The organism is Moraxella sp. DOX410 (assembly GCF_032248735.1).
GTDB classification, from domain to species: domain Bacteria; phylum Pseudomonadota; class Gammaproteobacteria; order Pseudomonadales; family Moraxellaceae; genus Faucicola; species Faucicola tetraodonis.
Genome location: NZ_CP135138.1, coordinates 2,331,225 through 2,347,645 on the forward strand (window position 1 = coordinate 2,331,225; position 16,421 = coordinate 2,347,645).

Annotated in this window: 16 protein-coding genes; 6 read left to right on the plus strand and 10 right to left on the minus strand. The window is 43.0% G+C overall.

Annotated elements, in window-relative coordinates; genetic code table 11:
* Positions 1 to 304: 304 nt before the first annotated feature.
* The 4 genes from lptF (at position 305) to RNZ41_RS10440 (ending at position 4,182) form a co-directional block, all read left to right on the plus strand.
* Complete coding sequence (gene lptF, locus RNZ41_RS10425) at positions 305 to 1,420, plus strand: LPS export ABC transporter permease LptF (RefSeq protein WP_409950578.1); 1,116 nt, start codon at positions 305 to 307, stop codon at positions 1,418 to 1,420.
* A complete protein-coding gene (lptG, locus tag RNZ41_RS10430; RefSeq protein WP_060995371.1) occupies positions 1,417 to 2,490 on the plus strand; it encodes an LPS export ABC transporter permease LptG in 1,074 nt (357 codons plus the stop codon). Before lptF ends, lptG begins: the two co-directional genes overlap by 4 nt.
* 1 nt (position 2,491) lies before the next feature.
* Complete coding sequence (locus tag RNZ41_RS10435; protein ID WP_065253558.1) at positions 2,492 to 3,157, plus strand: DNA glycosylase; 666 nt, start codon at positions 2,492 to 2,494, stop codon at positions 3,155 to 3,157.
* Positions 3,158 to 3,360: 203 nt separating this feature from the next.
* Positions 3,361 to 4,182 (plus strand): DUF305 domain-containing protein, encoded by an 822-nt coding sequence (locus tag RNZ41_RS10440; protein ID WP_138017841.1) that lies wholly within the window; start codon positions 3,361 to 3,363, stop codon positions 4,180 to 4,182.
* Between the two features lie 100 nt (positions 4,183 to 4,282).
* On the opposite strand, the gene RNZ41_RS10445 is transcribed toward RNZ41_RS10440, so the two are convergent.
* A complete protein-coding gene (locus RNZ41_RS10445) occupies positions 4,283 to 4,609 on the minus strand; it encodes a chaperone modulator CbpM (protein ID WP_309596459.1) in 327 nt (108 codons plus the stop codon).
* 93 nt (positions 4,610 to 4,702) lie between these two features.
* Positions 4,703 to 5,701, minus strand: a complete 999-nt coding sequence (locus RNZ41_RS10450; protein WP_314027246.1) for a DnaJ C-terminal domain-containing protein — start codon at positions 5,699 to 5,701, stop codon at positions 4,703 to 4,705.
* Between the two features lie 176 nt (positions 5,702 to 5,877).
* Here RNZ41_RS10450 and hisH point away from each other — a divergent pair, with 176 nt between their 5' ends.
* Positions 5,878 to 6,513 (plus strand): imidazole glycerol phosphate synthase subunit HisH, encoded by a 636-nt coding sequence (hisH, locus tag RNZ41_RS10455; protein ID WP_065253555.1) that lies wholly within the window; start codon positions 5,878 to 5,880, stop codon positions 6,511 to 6,513.
* On the opposite strand, the gene RNZ41_RS10460 is transcribed toward hisH, so the two are convergent.
* The 3 genes from RNZ41_RS10460 to RNZ41_RS10470 all read right to left on the minus strand — a co-directional run bounded on the left by RNZ41_RS10460 (position 6,510) and on the right by RNZ41_RS10470 (position 9,630).
* A complete protein-coding gene (locus RNZ41_RS10460) occupies positions 6,510 to 7,022 on the minus strand; it encodes an OLD family protein (RefSeq protein ID WP_060995377.1) in 513 nt (170 codons plus the stop codon). The genes hisH and RNZ41_RS10460 overlap by 4 nt on opposite strands.
* 9 nt (positions 7,023 to 7,031) lie before the next feature.
* Positions 7,032 to 8,243 carry an AAA family ATPase gene (locus tag RNZ41_RS10465; RefSeq protein WP_060995378.1) on the minus strand — a complete coding sequence of 404 codons (1,212 nt, stop codon included), beginning with the start codon at positions 8,241 to 8,243 and terminating at the stop codon, positions 7,032 to 7,034.
* A 67-nt stretch (positions 8,244 to 8,310) separates the two neighbouring features.
* Positions 8,311 to 9,630: a valine--pyruvate transaminase gene (locus RNZ41_RS10470; protein ID WP_099807382.1), complete on the minus strand. Its 1,320-nt coding sequence runs from the start codon at positions 9,628 to 9,630 to the stop codon at positions 8,311 to 8,313.
* A 104-nt stretch (positions 9,631 to 9,734) separates the two neighbouring features.
* Here RNZ41_RS10470 and RNZ41_RS10475 point away from each other — a divergent pair, with 104 nt between their 5' ends.
* Positions 9,735 to 11,111: an ATP-binding protein gene (locus RNZ41_RS10475; protein WP_314027247.1), complete on the plus strand. Its 1,377-nt coding sequence runs from the start codon at positions 9,735 to 9,737 to the stop codon at positions 11,109 to 11,111.
* 95 nt (positions 11,112 to 11,206) lie between these two features.
* Here RNZ41_RS10475 and RNZ41_RS10480 read toward each other — a convergent pair whose 3' ends face one another.
* From RNZ41_RS10480 to atpD, 5 genes are all read right to left on the minus strand, one after another.
* Positions 11,207 to 11,416 carry a hypothetical protein gene (locus tag RNZ41_RS10480; protein ID WP_253852213.1) on the minus strand — a complete coding sequence of 70 codons (210 nt, stop codon included), beginning with the start codon at positions 11,414 to 11,416 and terminating at the stop codon, positions 11,207 to 11,209.
* Between the two features lie 97 nt (positions 11,417 to 11,513).
* Positions 11,514 to 13,208: an ATP-binding protein gene (locus tag RNZ41_RS10485; protein ID WP_314027248.1), complete on the minus strand. Its 1,695-nt coding sequence runs from the start codon at positions 13,206 to 13,208 to the stop codon at positions 11,514 to 11,516.
* Between the two features lie 213 nt (positions 13,209 to 13,421).
* On the minus strand, positions 13,422 to 14,129 hold the full coding sequence (locus tag RNZ41_RS10490; RefSeq protein ID WP_007115827.1) for a response regulator: 708 nt from the start codon (positions 14,127 to 14,129) through the stop codon (positions 13,422 to 13,424).
* 384 nt (positions 14,130 to 14,513) lie between these two features.
* On the minus strand, positions 14,514 to 14,930 hold the full coding sequence (locus tag RNZ41_RS10495; RefSeq protein WP_065253551.1) for a F0F1 ATP synthase subunit epsilon: 417 nt from the start codon (positions 14,928 to 14,930) through the stop codon (positions 14,514 to 14,516).
* An 81-nt stretch (positions 14,931 to 15,011) separates the two neighbouring features.
* Positions 15,012 to 16,412, minus strand: coding sequence for a F0F1 ATP synthase subunit beta (gene atpD, locus RNZ41_RS10500; protein ID WP_007115825.1), 1,401 nt, complete (start codon positions 16,410 to 16,412; stop codon positions 15,012 to 15,014).
* Positions 16,413 to 16,421 lie beyond the last annotated feature (9 nt).

Consider the following 16,421-nt stretch of genomic DNA (forward strand, 5'->3'; position numbering starts at 1 on the left):
TTGGGTTATCACTGCGTGATGGAATAGCAGGCGTCATTGTGTAGGGTAAAATGCGGTTGTAAAAAGTCTTTGTAAAAATTGGCTTTGATAAAGCGGCTGTAAAAAGTGGTGGTGAAAAGTCATTGTGAAATGTTACCTTACAGTATTCATATTCATAATCTCTCGGCAACGCGCTAAAATAGCCGATTAACAGATGCGCTCAATGGTATGATGTCGTACAATATTGGCATTTACTTCCCTAGCTGTTTGAATTGATTAATTTTTGAGTAATATTAGGTGGTTACTTGTGATATTACGACGCTATATGACGCAACAAGTCGCCGCTAATACTGCGATTGTGCTGTTATTTCTGATGGCGCTGATGCTTGGCGGTCGCTTAATACGCTATTTTGGTATCGCTGCAGAAGGCAGGCTGGATGTGGGTTTGCTATTTGCCATTATTGGCTATAACATTCCAACCTTTCTTGAGCTAATTTTACCGCTGTCATTTTTTATCGCACTGATGCTCGTGCTCGGTCGTATGTACGTGGATCAGGAGATGAGCGTCCTGTTTGCCAGTGGTATCAGTCGCGGTCGTCTGACGCGTTTGATGATTCCGCTGATTACTGGGTTATTTATATTTCAAATGGGAATTAGTCTTTTGGCAAAACCATGGGGACTGTCTAACAGTAAGCAGATTTGGCAAACCCAGTCGCTCGGTAGTTTGCTTGATTTAGTGCGTCCAAAAACCTTTATCAGCAGTGGCAACTATCACCTGTATGTCGATGAGTTTAATAAAGAAAAACGTGAACTCAAAAACCTATACGTGGTGCAACAGCAAACCGACAAAAGCGGCAAAATCGCCAAAAACGATGTTATCATCACCGCCACGCGCGCCTATCAAGTACCCAGTAAAGACACGGATAGCTCAATGCAGCTGGATTTGTTTCAGGGTCGTCGCTATGAGCTTGGCACCAACAACGCCAAATACAACCAAGCCAGTTTTGAAAAATATCGCATTACCCTAGAAAAACCTGCCAGCGAAACAATTACCGAAACCAATGTTGAAACCCAAACCACTGCCAAACTGCTCGCCCATACCCAAAAACCCGAAGTCAAAGCCGAGCTGGGCTATCGCTTTACCATGCCGTGGCTGATTATCATTGCGGCGATGCTTGCTACCCCGCTTGCACAGGTACGCCCCCGTCAAGGACGCTGGCTTCGTTTGTTACCTTCAGTGCTCATATTTGCTAGCTGTGCGATTAGTATCATTTCACTACGCACTGCCATTGGTAAAGAAAGCATTAGTGAGTACGCGTATATTTGGCTAATCGTTGGTTTTATCGCATTTGCATTGTTGTTAAATTGGCAAAGCCGCGTGGTACATCGTGTCCGCTATCGTCGCCACAGTCGTCAGTTGTCCGCAGGCGGTCAGTCATGATTTTATCTCGTTACGTTAAAAAACAAGCGCTTTTTGCCATGGCAGGCGCCATTATTGGTCTTTGGCTCCTTAAAGTCGTCTTTGATTATCTGGCAGAGTTGCAGGATCTTAATGATCATTACAATTATTTAGATGCCTTGCGTTTTATTGCCTATAGTGCACCCAGTGATTTACTCGACTATATGCCATTTGGCACGCTATTAGGTGCAGTGGTAGGTCTAGGCTTGCTTGCCAACACCAGTGAGCTGACGGTGATTCAAGCGGCAGGTATCAGCCGCTTTAAAATAGTCGGTTGGGTGATGCAACCAGCGATTCTTTTTGTCATTATCGGTCTATTACTTGGCCAGTATGTAGTGCCAACTAGCAATCAGTTAGCGCACCAAGTCAAACATGACAAGCCTTTGCTATCAAGTGCCATCAATGGTTATTGGGACAAACAAGCCAACCGCATCATCAATATTGACTATGCTAATACCAAAGGCGAGCTCAAAAATATCAAAGTTTGGCAGCTAGACGACAACGCCCATATCCAACAAGTGCTGCAGGCCGATACCGGCAGCTTTGTCAGTCAAAATACCGCTGATAAGACATCGGGCTGGCAGCTGCAACAAATCAAACAATTAACCATCGCCGCCGATGGGCACAGTCAATTGACTACCATACCGACTATGACGCTGCAATTACCCATTGAGCCGTCAGCGATTTATCTGTTAACACGCAGCCCTGATAACATGTCAGTGACCGAATTATGGCAACACCAACAGCTCTTAGCCAAAGACAAACGCCGCTCACTGGAGCATGAAGTTGCCTTTTGGAAAAAGCTATTGGCGCCTCTTGCCATGCTATCGCTAGTGTTGGTTGCTTGTTCATTTGTATTTGGCTCCTTGCGTAACCAAAGCTTGGGCTATCGTATTGTGATCGCTCTTTTATTTGGCTTGGTATTTAGTTATCTGCAAGATTTGGTCGGGTTTGTCAGTCTAAGCACGGGATTTTCACCTTTTTTTATGGTGTTATTACCGATTATTGCCAGTGCCGCGCTTGGCGTGTATTTAATTAGAAATAAAAACTGATATGTCTGCTGATTTATTGACTGACCCGCGTGTCGAAGCCCATCCGTTTGGTAACTTCTTTTTTGCTGATACCAAAGTCTTGATGATGGGTACAATGCCGCCCACACCTGATAAATGGTGCATGGCATTTCATTACCCCAACTTTTATAACGATATGTGGCGTATCATGGGCAAAGTGTTTTTTGATGATATCGATTATTTTCGAGTCGGTGACGAAAAACGCTTTGATGCCGAAAAAATTAAAGCATTTTTACAGGCTTATAAAATCGGTGAATGTCCCTCAGTCACTCATGTCATCCGCGAAAAAGGCAATGCGGCTGACGAACATTTGACCGTGGTTGCTACGGTTGATTTGGGTAAAGTTTTGGCACAGCTAAAGCAGGTCAAGTGGATTTACACCACCGGTGGCAAAGCCACAGAAGTGCTGATAGCGCTGGTCAACCAAAGTATCAGTGACCCCGCGTCACCCTATTTTGATCCCAGTCAAACACCCTATAAACTGCCAAAAACCAATCAGTTTCTTGAAGTTAACGCTTTTGGGCGAACATTTGGTATTTATCGGTTGCCATCGACCTCGCGCGCTTATCCGCAAAGCTTGGAGAAAAAAGTAGCCGCTTATCGCGCGTTTTTTATCTTGGCAGGAATATTGCCCGCAAGCGACAGCTAGCATAATCGACAGCTAGCACAATCGACAGCTAGCAAATGATAAGCAAGCTGCCATGACACAATTGATATAGTCCCTGTGCTTGCCCTACTTTATACTCTTGTCTAATGACGAATAATCAATGCTGACAGTCAACGCTTACAGTTAATGCTTACAATCATCATTTCAAAACACACCGTATAAAATCAAGGCATGGGAGCCGATACATGGCCAACACCGCACCACCAATCTTGCTTGTCATCGCAGTTATCAGCATGATTGGTTGTGAGCAATCTGATTCTCAGCAGCCAGCACCCCCTACCGCTGCCACCGTGAGCGCGCCCCAAGAATTCGATGATAAACCATTGCCCCAAGTATTAGACACACAGGCAATCAATAAAAACATGCTTACCGTCAGTCAATTGGCGCAAGGTTATGTGTTGCCTGACTCAAGTACCATTAATGACTATCAAGAAGCGTATTTTACTGTCATCAAACAGCCGAGTATCGATGCGGCTGCAGCGAGTGACCCAACTGCCCTCAATCAATTTGACTATATACCCATCTCGCCTGATATGATTTTTGTCAAAGCTATGCTGAGTCATTTTGATGAAACCATCGCGCTTGCCAGTATTGAGCAGCGATACGGCAAAAATCCTGAACTGCTAGGTTTAGCCCGAGATATTATCAGCTCACGCCAAAATGAATCACAAATATTACAGAATTGGCTTGCCATGCAACTGATTCAAAACACCGCGGACCCTAATCAGCCGATGGCAGATAGTGTGGCAGCGCAGCAAGAAATCGATAGCATTATCGATGATATGCAGCAAGAAATGGTGGACACGGTCATGACTAAAAATGCCGACCAAGCATTTGCCCAAACCGTGCTGATTCATCATAAAGGCGCGATTGCGTTCTCACAAGTGGTTGCCAAATATGGTAACGATGACAAAGTGCGTAGCCTTACCAATACCCTAATCGATACCCAACAAGCCGAAATTCAACTTCTACAAAACTGGCTCCGTAACCACGGATATGCCCAATAATCATTTACTATAGCAAATAGAAAGGGCGGGTTAGCGCGCGCTAACCCGCCCTTTTTTAGCATTAAATTCACCTAATTGATGTTGGCTAACTTGATGTTTGCTAGCTGTCATCTACATCATGAACCATTCGCGTGAGCGTGATTTGCCGCTGTAACTGCCGAAGCGGTCTTAGCTCGTCAAGCAGCGATAGTATTAAGCCAATCGCTTGTGGACTGGCATCAAAATCACGGCGTAGGCGTGAGGCAAGGCGCACCGTTGTCAATTGTGCGCTATTAAAATAGGGTTGGCTGTCGATAGCAGGCGTTTCAGCATAAATAATATCTTCATCCATTAGCGCTAATACCCAGCTTTTATCCCAACTACTCGCCGTAATCAAATCATCTAAGGTTAACCGTAATGATAAATCCATATGGGTGGTTTGAGCCATGTTGTACTCCTGTTGCGTCTCTATAGTTATGTTTGGTGCTGGTTTGTCATTTTTTTATTATACTACGCATTTTATTTCTTAGTTATCAATAGATTAGCGCGTTGGCGCAAACGAGGCAAATGCCGATTTGAACGCTTCAAACGCTTGGATATCTGCGTCTGTAGAGATTTTTGGCAACACGATATTTAAGCTTAAATATAAATCACCGGCTTCTTTGGCTGGGATACCTTTACCTTTAAGGCGCAGATTGGTACCAGTACGGCTATTTTTTGGTACATTGACATTGACCTTGCCAGCAGGCGTGTTGACCGTGATTTGACCGCCCATGGCTGCTTCCCAAGGCGCAACGTCTACCGTTTGGAACACGTCTTTGCCTTCTACACGGATATTGTCTGGGTGATTAAATTTGATTTTTAGGTACAAATCGCCATTATCACCACCATACGGGCTTGGATTGCCTTGTTTTGCCAAGCGAATTTGTTGCCCTTCGGCAATACCTTTGGGGATTTTGACTTCAATGGTTTTGGTTTGATAATCCAGCCCTGTCACGGTTTGTACGGGTAAATTTATGCTAATTTTACGGGTATCGCCTTCATAAGTGGCTTTCAAATCAATTGATAACTCGGCGTGCTGATCGTCGCCTTTGGTCGAGCGTTGCGACTGTCTGCCACCAAATCCGCCTGCACCGCCCCCGAATGTCGAGAAAATATCATCAAATCTAAAGCCACCCGCGCCTTGCGACTGACGACCGCCAAACCCACCGGCACCACCAAACTGACGGAGGATTTCATCCAAATCCGCTTGGCTCATATTGGCATTAAAGCCCTGACCGCCGCCCATGCCGCCCCCCATACCGCCAAAGCCTTGACCCATATAAGGATTGTCGAGCATCAGATCGTATTGGGCGCGTTTTTCAGCGTCCTTGAGCGTTTCATAGGCGTTATTGATTTCACCCATTTTGGCGTCGGCATCGGGTGAGTCGTTGATATCAGGGTGATATTGTCGTACCAGTTTGCGATAGGCTTTTTTAATATCTGCTTCACTGGCTTTTTTATCGACGCCTAAAATGTCATAATAGTTTTTTTCTGCCATTATTGTTGTCCTTAAAATTTTGCAAATAGTGCTATTTGCGCAGCAATGTGATGATATTAATATAATGGCTGTTTTGGCATTTTTCAAAACTTCTTTGGTAATTGACGATAGATTAGCGCCAAGTGATATTAGCGCTTAATCGCAGTTTTGGGCTTTTTTTGACAACAGGATAACAGATGACAAAAGTTGCATTGTTAGATTATGGCATGGGTAATTTACATTCGGCAGGTAAAGCCTTGACGGCAGTGGGCGCTGATGTGTCGATCACGCGTGACCCGGCGGTGATTGCGGCAGCGGACAAAATTGTCTTTCCTGGCGTAGGGGCAATGCGCGACTGTATGGCAGAGATGCAGGCAGCAGGTATTGCTGATGCTGTCAAAACGGCTGTATTTAATAAGCCTGTGATGGCGATTTGTGTCGGGATGCAGGCGTTGTTTGAGCGCTCAGAAGAAAATGACGGGGTAGACTGTCTAGGGGTACTGGGTGGTGACGTCAAACGCTTTGATGATCATTGGCTAGATGACAAAAACGAACGCATTAAAGTGCCGCATATGGGCTGGAATACTATCACCCATATGGATTTGGCGCATCCGCTATGGCAAGGGATTGAAGATAATACCCATTTTTATTTTGTGCATAGTTTTTATTGTGTGCCGTCTGATACTTCGATTGTAGCGGCAACCTGTGATTATGGCGTCGAATTTTGTGCCAGTGTGATTAAAGATAATTTGTTTGCGACCCAGTTTCACCCCGAAAAAAGCCATACTGCAGGATTGCAGCTATTGAAGAATTTTGTGGAGTGGAGAATCTAGTAGCTTTTTTTCAAGATTTCTCGCAACGTGACAATGGTCATTTTGGTTGTCTTATCCAAAACAGGTTTATCAAATAACGGTGAATAGCTACTGGCTTCAGTTGGACTGCCTGATAGTTGCGGATGTAATTTATTTTTGCAAGCTTGGGATGTCGGTAGTGCTGCCTGTTTTAACACCTCTAACAACATTCCTTCAAGGCACAATGGCTCAGATTGCAGTAGGATAAAATTTTTCTCTTTAGCGGTTTTGGTGTCTTTTGCTTCAATCGCTACATCTGAATCCATCAAAATATAGATATAATCAAACGCTCGGTGTTGGGTCTGTTTGACTGTATATTTGATGACGTCATGCGGTGAGCCACCTCCTGCAAAGTCTAGCGTAACTTTTTTACCTGACAACCGATTATCATAAATCGACTTCATGTGTTGCAAGAATGCTTGCTCATGCTCGCCTTCACCCACGATAATTAAGGTGGTTTGTTGTTGATTGCGTATTTTTTTCTTCGCCATGCCTATCCCTTACAAATTCGGTACGGCAGAAAAAGCCCCTGCCATGTATTTGGCATAAAGGTTATCGTCATTGCGTATACCTTCCACTTCATCTAATCGCCATGCTTCTGATTTTTGGTCGATTTTTTCTACCAAATAAATTTGATGCTTGTTGAGAATATTAAATACTTCAGGCGTATGGCAAGTAAAGATAAGTTGGGCATTGTGGGGATTGGTGTGTTCGGAACGGAATAAATTAAAAATCTCTGGAAGTAAATGCGGATGTAAGTCGTTGTCGAGTTCGTCAATAATAGCAATACCGCCATTTTGTAAGACAGGTAAGATTAAACTTAGTAAGTTAAAAGCTGACTGTGTACCATTAGACTCTTGGAAAAAATTAAGTTCAAAAGTTTTCCCGTCTATAGTTCTATGTATACCAAAAGGCAATAATATTTCTTGTGTTTCTGACGAGTCTTTTGCCAAAGCAGTGATTTCCTTGATAACTATTTCCTGTATCCCTGTATCAAATTTGCATAGCAAATCCTCTGCTGTTTTCTTAAGCTTTTCATTCTCGTTAAACAATTTAGTAGCTTTAACAATAGAATTCGCATTTTGACTTAGTCTACCGCCAGCGACAACATTTGACTCATTATTCATTAAGGAATTAATAATTTTCTTAGCAATTTCATTTTCAAAAATTTCTGCGTAACTAATTAATGAAACATTTTTTTGAGCATCATTTGCTAAAGAGGGTCTAATGAAACCATTATGCCTGTAATCTAGAACACCGTTAACGTATGAACGTTTGAAAATGTAACTGAATTGACTACTAGATTTTTTGTAAAGATTTTCTTTTACAATTTGTTCCCTATTAATAACTAGTTCATACCTGTATTCTTCAAAATTATTTTCTAAGTTTTTTAGCAAAAAACCCATATGAAATGTGGCATCTTCAGACTCACTTAATATATGGGTTTGTATAACTATTTGTTTATCACTATCAAATGTTTTAGCAGAAGTACATATATACCAAGTCAAAAAAGACAATGGTTTAAGGAATTGAGTTTTCCCCGACCCATTGGCTCCAACTACCGCCATAATTTTATTTAAGCGAATGTTATCTTGGGTTGTTTTGACGGTAAAATCATAGGCAGAAGCTGTCGCCTGTTTGCCGAGTTCAAACGACAAGTCTGTCTCATCAAGATACGAATAAAAATTATTAAATCGGATATATTTAATCATAAAATTCCAAATGTCACATAAATTTGTGATTTATTGATTAATATAGCACAATTTTTTCCGTAGCAATTTAAGAATTGTAAACTGCCCTCACCACTTCCCCAATCGTGGCAATCCCTTTTTTCAGCGTGTCATCATCTTGGGCGATGCTTAAGCGGATGCACTCATGGGCGTGTTTAAAGTTTTCAGTATCCACGCCAACAAAGAAATGCTCACTGGGGATAATCAATGTGCCTTTAGCTTTTAATCGCTCATACAATTCCACCGTGGTTATCGGCAAATCTTTAAACCATACCCACAAGAAAATCGCGCCTTCAGGCTTGTGGATTTTCATCGCATTGTTATAGGGGCTTGGCAAGTCGCCCAGTTCTTGTTTTAGCAGCTGCACCGCTAATTTGGCTTGTCCTTGATAAAACGGACGAATATGATTGTCTGACAAATCTTTTAGACGATCATCTTGTAGTAGTGGCGTTGCAATCGCCGCACCAAAACGGGTCGGCGCTAGATTGACAATGGCGTTTAGGCTGCTAATCGCTTTGACCACCTGCGGATTGGCGACCACAATCCCTGTACGCACCCCAGGCAAACCGATTTTTGATAGGCTGAAGCACAAAATAATTTGCTCATTCCAATTGAGTGTGGCTTGGCTATAGATGATATTGGGAAACGGCATCCCATACGCATTATCGATAATCAGTGGGATATCAAAGCGCTTGGCAATCGCTTCAAGGCGCGCCATTTCGTCATCGGTCAGCACGTTGCCTGTTGGGTTGGTGGGGCGTGAGCAACAAATTGCCCCGATTTCGCCGTTGTGCAATTCAGCCAAATTTTCTAGCGTATCAAAATCGACTCGGTATTTAAAAAAGCCGTCTTCACCTTGATGTTGCACAAATTCGATGCTGGGTGGCACTGCGATAAAATGCTGCCCATCCACATGGGCATCGGCATAACCCACGTATTCTGGGGCAAGTGGTAATAGAATTTTCTTATCCAGGCTGCCTTGTGTGGTATCGTCAAACTGCCCACCAAACAAGTTAAATAAATAAAAAAATGCGTTTTGTGAGCCATTGGTCAGGGCGATATTGTCTGTGGTAAGTCCCCAATCATAATGGCGATTAAAAAAATCTACCAATGCTGCAATAAACTTGGCATCGCCCTGCGGCGTTGAATAGTTTCCGATATTTTCGATGGCCATTGAGCCCATCTCACCTTCGGCTAGGGTTTTAAACACCGACCAATAGGTTTGGTTAACTTTATCAATGCGTGCTGGATTGCCACCACCGAGCATATTAATCGGTTGCTGACTGTTAAGCGCATTGCCCAAATCATCCATTAACTGCAAAATACCGCTGTTTTTGATAAACTTTTCACCAAACTTTGAAAACTGCATGATTGCCCCTTTAATTTTGCCAAGCTATCTGCGTATTATAACAGGATGCAAGTGCCGTTGCCCGTTTTGACTCAGCTGTACAGCTACCATCAGGATACCCCAGCATGAAACCGCATTTACCCAAACTCAAAGGCTATAGCCACACTTGGCAAACTACCTTGATGGTGATGTTGATGGTACTGGTGAGCGTGGCATTGTCGCTGTGGTTTTTTTGGCGCAGTCTGTATTTACCAGAGCTACAAAACCATGCGACTTATCTTGCCCATCAGCTGTTGATGATTGATAAAGCGGATAAAGATTTTAAAAACAATCCCGAGCTTAAAAATTGGATTATTGATGCCTCGCATATTAACGTGATTACTGACCCACAACAGATACCTTCTTTTCAAGAAAAAACCTTGGTGGATTATTTTACCCAGCGGATGGCAACACAGATGGAAACTGTGATGCAGCGTCCTGTATCGGTCAATTTTAAATTCAAACCCGTACCGATTTTGTATATTCAAGACAGCGCGCATCCGGATGTTTGGCTGCAAGAGCCTGTCAAGTTTTATGCCAAATATAGCCCAACGTCGATTTATTTTTTCTTATTGGGGATTCCGCTTGCCACGTTGCTGACCATTTTGTTTTTGGTCAGACAATTAAATCGCCCGCTCAAACGCCTACAAAAAGTGGCGATTGATTACATCACCCTTGGGCACGCCAACAATTTGGCGACCAATGAAGGCTCAACGGAGATTCGTCAGGTGAATTTGGCATTTAACCGACTATTTCATAACCTGACCCAAACCCAAAAAGAACGCAATATTATGCTCGCTGGTATTTCCCATGATTTGCGCACGCCACTGACGCGGATGCGACTCACGGCTGAGATGTTACCTGATGAGTTTTTGCGGGAAGGGCTAGTGTATGACATTGAGGACATGGACGCGATTTTGGAGCAGTTTATTTCATTTATGAAAGATGGCTCAGATGAAGCGGTAAGATTGACCAACCTGCGCCCCATCATTAACGAGATTTTGGTGCAGTTTGCCCCTACCCCATTTATTATCGATATCCAAGAAGATCTGCCCAGTGTGCCATTGCGACCTTTATCCATTAAACGTCTCATTGTTAATTTGGTCAATAATGCTTGTCGCTATGGTCAGCCGCCCATTCATATTGAGATTAGCATTGATAATGCTCTACAGCCTACCGAGCAAGTGGTCACTGATGAAAGTCTAACGCCAGAGATAACCTCTAGACAAAAATACTTAACCATTAAAGTTAGCGATGAGGGGCAAGGCGTTGCCGAAGATCAGCTTGAGCGGATTATGCAGCCGTTTGAGCGGGGCGAAACGGCACGTACCACGCAAGGGAGTGGACTTGGGCTTGCGATTGTAAGCCGCATTACTCACCTGCACAATGGTAGCGTCATCGCTCGTAATCAGCCCAATGGCGGCGGCTTAGTAGTGGTGGTGAAGATTCCGATTATAGAATAAAGCTGATAGAAGCGTAATTGGTTACTTAATAGATTAGGCTAACCATGATTCCTTAGTAACTTTGGTTTTGGTAGCTTTGGTTTAGGTAGCCATTTTTACTTTTTAGTACCAATCATGGGGGGCAATTCACTTGACACATTGGTGGCTGTGACAGGATGAACCAAGGCTGCACGCGCCTGTGAGACGGACTGGCTTTCAGTAGGTTTGCGCAAAAAACTATAATAACCGAAAACCGCCATGTTGAGTACCACCAAGGCTAAAAACAGGTAACGCATGCCATCCTCGCTTGTGATGATTTCGCTCATCGGTTAATTGATGTGCGCAAATTTTGCTAAACCATTGCATAACTCACTAAAATTTAGCCCAGTCTGAGCTAATTTGCAAGTGTCACTGGTAACGAGCTTATGACCCTTGCGCTTGCGTGTATTTTTTCTCGCAACTTTTTTGGGTAATTTCATCGGCTTCAATACTTGAAGCTAGCTGGCTTTTCGGCCACTTCATGATAAATCGCGCCCCACCCAAGGTCGGGCTTTCATCCACTGACATGCGACCATTAAACCAAAACGCAATTCGAGACACGATCGATAAGCCGAGACCGTAACCACCCGAGGCACGGGTACGACTATCATCCAGACGCGCAAATGGGATAAAGACTTTTTCACGGTCTTTTTCTGGAATACCCTGTCCATCATCTTCCACACTGATAAAGGCTTCATTTTTTTCTAAGCCTGCTGAGATGATAATGGTGCTTTCGGCGTACCGGGTGGCATTGCCTGCCAAGTTTTGCAACACGCGGTGTAAATAGCGTCTATCAGCTTGTGCAAACGCACCTTTTTGTACCTTGCCTACTTTGACGGTGACAGGTTTACCAAGCGCATTGGTCTCACGGGCAATCTGCGAAACAAGTTCTTGCAAATCGACATCTTCCCAGTCCATTTTGGGTGAGCCTTCTTCAAGCTTGGCATAGGTCAAAATTTCATCAATCAAGCCATTGAGCGATTCGATATCTTGGTCGATATAATCACGCTGACTCATCCGATCGTCATAATCATCCGTATCAGCCAACATATCCACGGCAAAGCGAATACGTGCTACTGGGGTGCGCAGTTCATGGGATACGGCACGGGTCAACTCGCGCTGGGATTCAATCAAACGGCGGATGTGCTCAGTCATACTATTAAAGGTTGCCGCTAGATGGGCAATTTCATCTTCGCCCACGACTTTTACTTTGGTATTGAGCTTACCTTCGCGCACTTTGGTGATACCGCTTTGAATGAGCTGCAGTTTACGCTCTAATGGGAAAATCAGCGCATACACCCCTAGACTGATTAAGAACATACTAATGAGCGTGATACTAATAATCAGATTAAGCGGAAACCAGTTAAACAGTGGAATGGGTCCCAAATCCACCACAGTATCTTGGAGTTCAGTCGGTGCTAGTACCCGAATCGATGAATTCTCTACACTGGTATTGTCACGGAACATAATCACGATATCTTTGCGATACAGTCGCGCTTTTTGGTCGGTATCAAGTTGCAGTTTATTAACGGATTGCAAGGTGAGCTTAAAAGGGAAAAATTTTTGAATTTGTTGCAAGCGTTGCTGTTTTTCTGCCAAGGTGCGATAGTAAGACAAATCATCGAGTAGCAACACGCCTATCCCTTTAATTTGTTGCTCATTGAGTTTATTGACGCTGACATGCAAGACGTTGTTCTCACCCGATACTTTATGATAAATCTCTGCGGTATTGGTATCGCCATTAAAACGTACTACGGCTTGTTGTTTGTTGAGTCGATTAATTTCGCTGGTTTTAAAATCCGCTTTTGAGGTCGGTTCGATTTCAAACTTAGTATCAAATAAAGTACTGACATCAGAGAGCCAAAAATTACGCTCTTGCGCCGTTACTTGGCGCGACAATCCTGAGTCAATGAGATAAAATGCCGCTGATGCCATATCCTCGCGATAAGTCTGTACGCGCTCTGCGTTGATAGTGGTGATAAGCAATTGCGCAAACAACGCAACCAACAAACAGATAAGTAACAGACCTGCATAAATCCGCAGAAAGATGGATTGGTTTAAGGACGATAATAGTGGCATAAAAATCTAGGGTTAAGGTCGAAAGATAATAGCCGTATTATTACCTAGCAAAATTAATATTACAATGTAAAATTCATGAAGCGATTGTCTAGTAACGTAGCAAATTGTTGTGCTAAATCTACCAATTACTAGGTAGCAAAGTTACCAGTGATAGCGATAAAAAAAGCCAGCTTGATGCTGACTTTTTTCAATATTGTGTTTATCAATACTATGTTAGTTTTCTTTGACAAACAGATAGCCTTTACTGCGAACGGTTTTGATACGTTTTGGGTTTTCTGGATCATCACCAATTTTTGGACGGATACGAGAAATACGTACATCAATCGAGCGGTCTTGACCATCATACTCGATACCACGCAGACGTTCAAAAATGTCTTCACGCGATAAGATACGACCCGCATTGGATGCTAATAACCACAGCAAATCATATTCCGCACTGGTAAAGTCAACAAGCTCATCATTCAAAGTAACCGAACGACCGCCGTTATCAATAACCAAATCGCCAAATTCAAGACGCTGCGGCACTTCATCGGTTGGCGCGGTATCAGAGCGGCGCAATAGCGCACGAATACGTGCTAATAACACACGCGGTTGAACCGGTTTTGCCACATAGTCATCCGCACCCATTTCTAGACCTAATACTTGGTCCATATCTTCGGTACGCGCGGTTAACATTAAGATAGGGTTATGAAAATGAGGACGCACTTCACGGCATACCGTCAAACCGTCACTACCTGGCAACATCACATCAAGCACCACCATGTCAGGCTGCTCAGCCACAATACGACGAATGGCACGGTTACCATCAGTTTCAATTGCCACATCTAGACCATTTTTACGCAAATAATCTTGGGTCAAGGTTGCAAGACGCTCATCATCCTCTACAATCAATACGCGGGGTATCAACTCTTCTTCTGACATAATTTCCTCCAAAAAATTTTATACATACTCTTAATACTTATATCAGAATATATCTTTATTTATCTATCAGCAATAGGTAATGAAAGTTTACGCATTACCTGTACTACTACAATATAATTGAATTAATTTAGCGAAAAAATAGCCAATTTAATATTGTTAAAACGTAACTAAACATAAAAAAGTATAAATACCACATATATAAATCTGCGAAAGCATACGATAAAAGGTTGTCTATTTAATAACTGATAAAATTTTCTTGCTAGCTTTGGTTTAAAAGATAATTAGCAGATTTTTAAGCACTCTTGTTTTAAGCACTTATATCTTTAACCACCCATAAAAAAACAGTGGTCATAGCCACTGTCTTTAAACACGTTCGCATCAAAATTAGGCACGGTTTTTGAATTTTTGTAAGGTTTGCAATTGTGCCAAAGATTCTGCTAATGCTGCCAAAGCCGCAGAAGTGTCAATATCTGCTTTTTGATTTTGCAAGGTTTGTTCTGCATGACGACGTGCTTCCAAAATTTTGGCTTCATCTAAGTCATTCGCACGTACTGCTGTGTCTGCCAATACCGTCACTAAATGCGGTTGTACTTCTAAAACGCCACCTGATACATACACCATTTCATCATTGCCATTGCTAGTTTTGATCTGCATGGTACCTGGTTTTAATAACGTAATAAAAGGAATATGTCCTGGCAAAATACCGACTTCACCTTCTACACCAGTAGCAATTAACATGCTAATCTCACCAGAGTAGATAGTTTCTTTCGCACTGACGACATTACATTGTAAAGTTGCCACAGTTCTCTCCTATGGTATTGCAAAATTAGGTTGATAAAACCCTGTTAATATAGTTTAAATTAACAGGGTTTGATTGAGAAATTAGCCGCGTAGTTTTTCTGCTGCAGCAACCACTTCTTCAATACCACCTTTCATGTAGAATGCTTGTTCTGGCAAGTCATCATACTCACCATTCAAGATTGCTTTAAAGCTTTGAATGGTTTCACGGATTGGTACATATTTACCAGGTGAGCCGGTGAATACCTCTGCAACGTGGAAAGGTTGTGACAAGAAACGTTGGATTTTGCGTGCACGGTACACCACTAATTTATCATCTTCTGATAATTCGTCCATACCCAAAATCGCAATAATGTCTTTCAACTCTTTAAAGCGTTGTAACACTTCTTGAACGCCACGAGCAACAGCATAGTGCTCTTCACCAATGACCAATGGGTCTAACTGACGCGACGTTGAGTCGAGTGGGTCAACCGCTGGGTAAATACCTTGTGAGGCAATATCACGGCTCAATACCACTGTTGCATCTAAGTGAGCAAAGGTTGTCGCGGGTGATGGGTCAGTCAAGTCATCGGCAGGAACGTATACCGCTTGAACAGAAGTAATAGAACCTGATTGGGTTGAAGTAATACGTTCTTGTAGTACACCCATCTCTTCTGCAAGCGTTGGCTGATACCCTACCGCAGATGGCATACGACCTAACAATGCTGATACTTCGGTACCCGCTAGCGTATAGCGATAAATATTGTCAACGAACAATAATACGTCACGACCTTTACCGTTTTCATCTTTTTCGTCACGGAAGTATTCCGCCATGGTCAAACCGGTCAAGGCAACACGCAAACGGTTTCCTGGTGGCTCATTCATCTGACCATACACCATCGCAACTTTATCAAGTACGTTTGAGTCTTTCATCTCGTGGTAGAAGTCATTACCTTCACGAGTACGCTCACCTACACCAGCAAATACCGATAAACCTGAGTGTGCTTTTGCGATGTTATTGATAAGTTCCATCATGTTAACGGTTTTACCAACACCTGCGCCACCGAACAGACCGACTTTACCACCTTTAGCAAATGGGCATAGTAAGTCAATTACTTTAATACCGGTTTCTAAAAGTTCAGTAGAGTTTGATTGTTCATCATAGCTTGGCGCTTCACGGTGAATCGCCCAAGTGTTACTATGCTCTACCGGACCTGCCTCATCGATTGGGCGTCCTAAAACGTCCATGATACGACCTAGTGTACCTTTACCCACAGGTACAGAGATTGGTGCGCCAGTGTTGCTAACTGGTAGACCACGTTTTAGACCTTCAGTAGAACCCATGGCAATAGTACGTACGATACCATCACCCAATTGTTGTTGTACTTCTAATGTAGTTTCTGTGCCTTCAACTTTTAAGGCATCATAAATTCTTGGTACGCTTTGACGGTCAAATTCAACGTCAATAACCGCGCCAATAATCTGTACAATACGACCGCTACTCATTACGCTCTC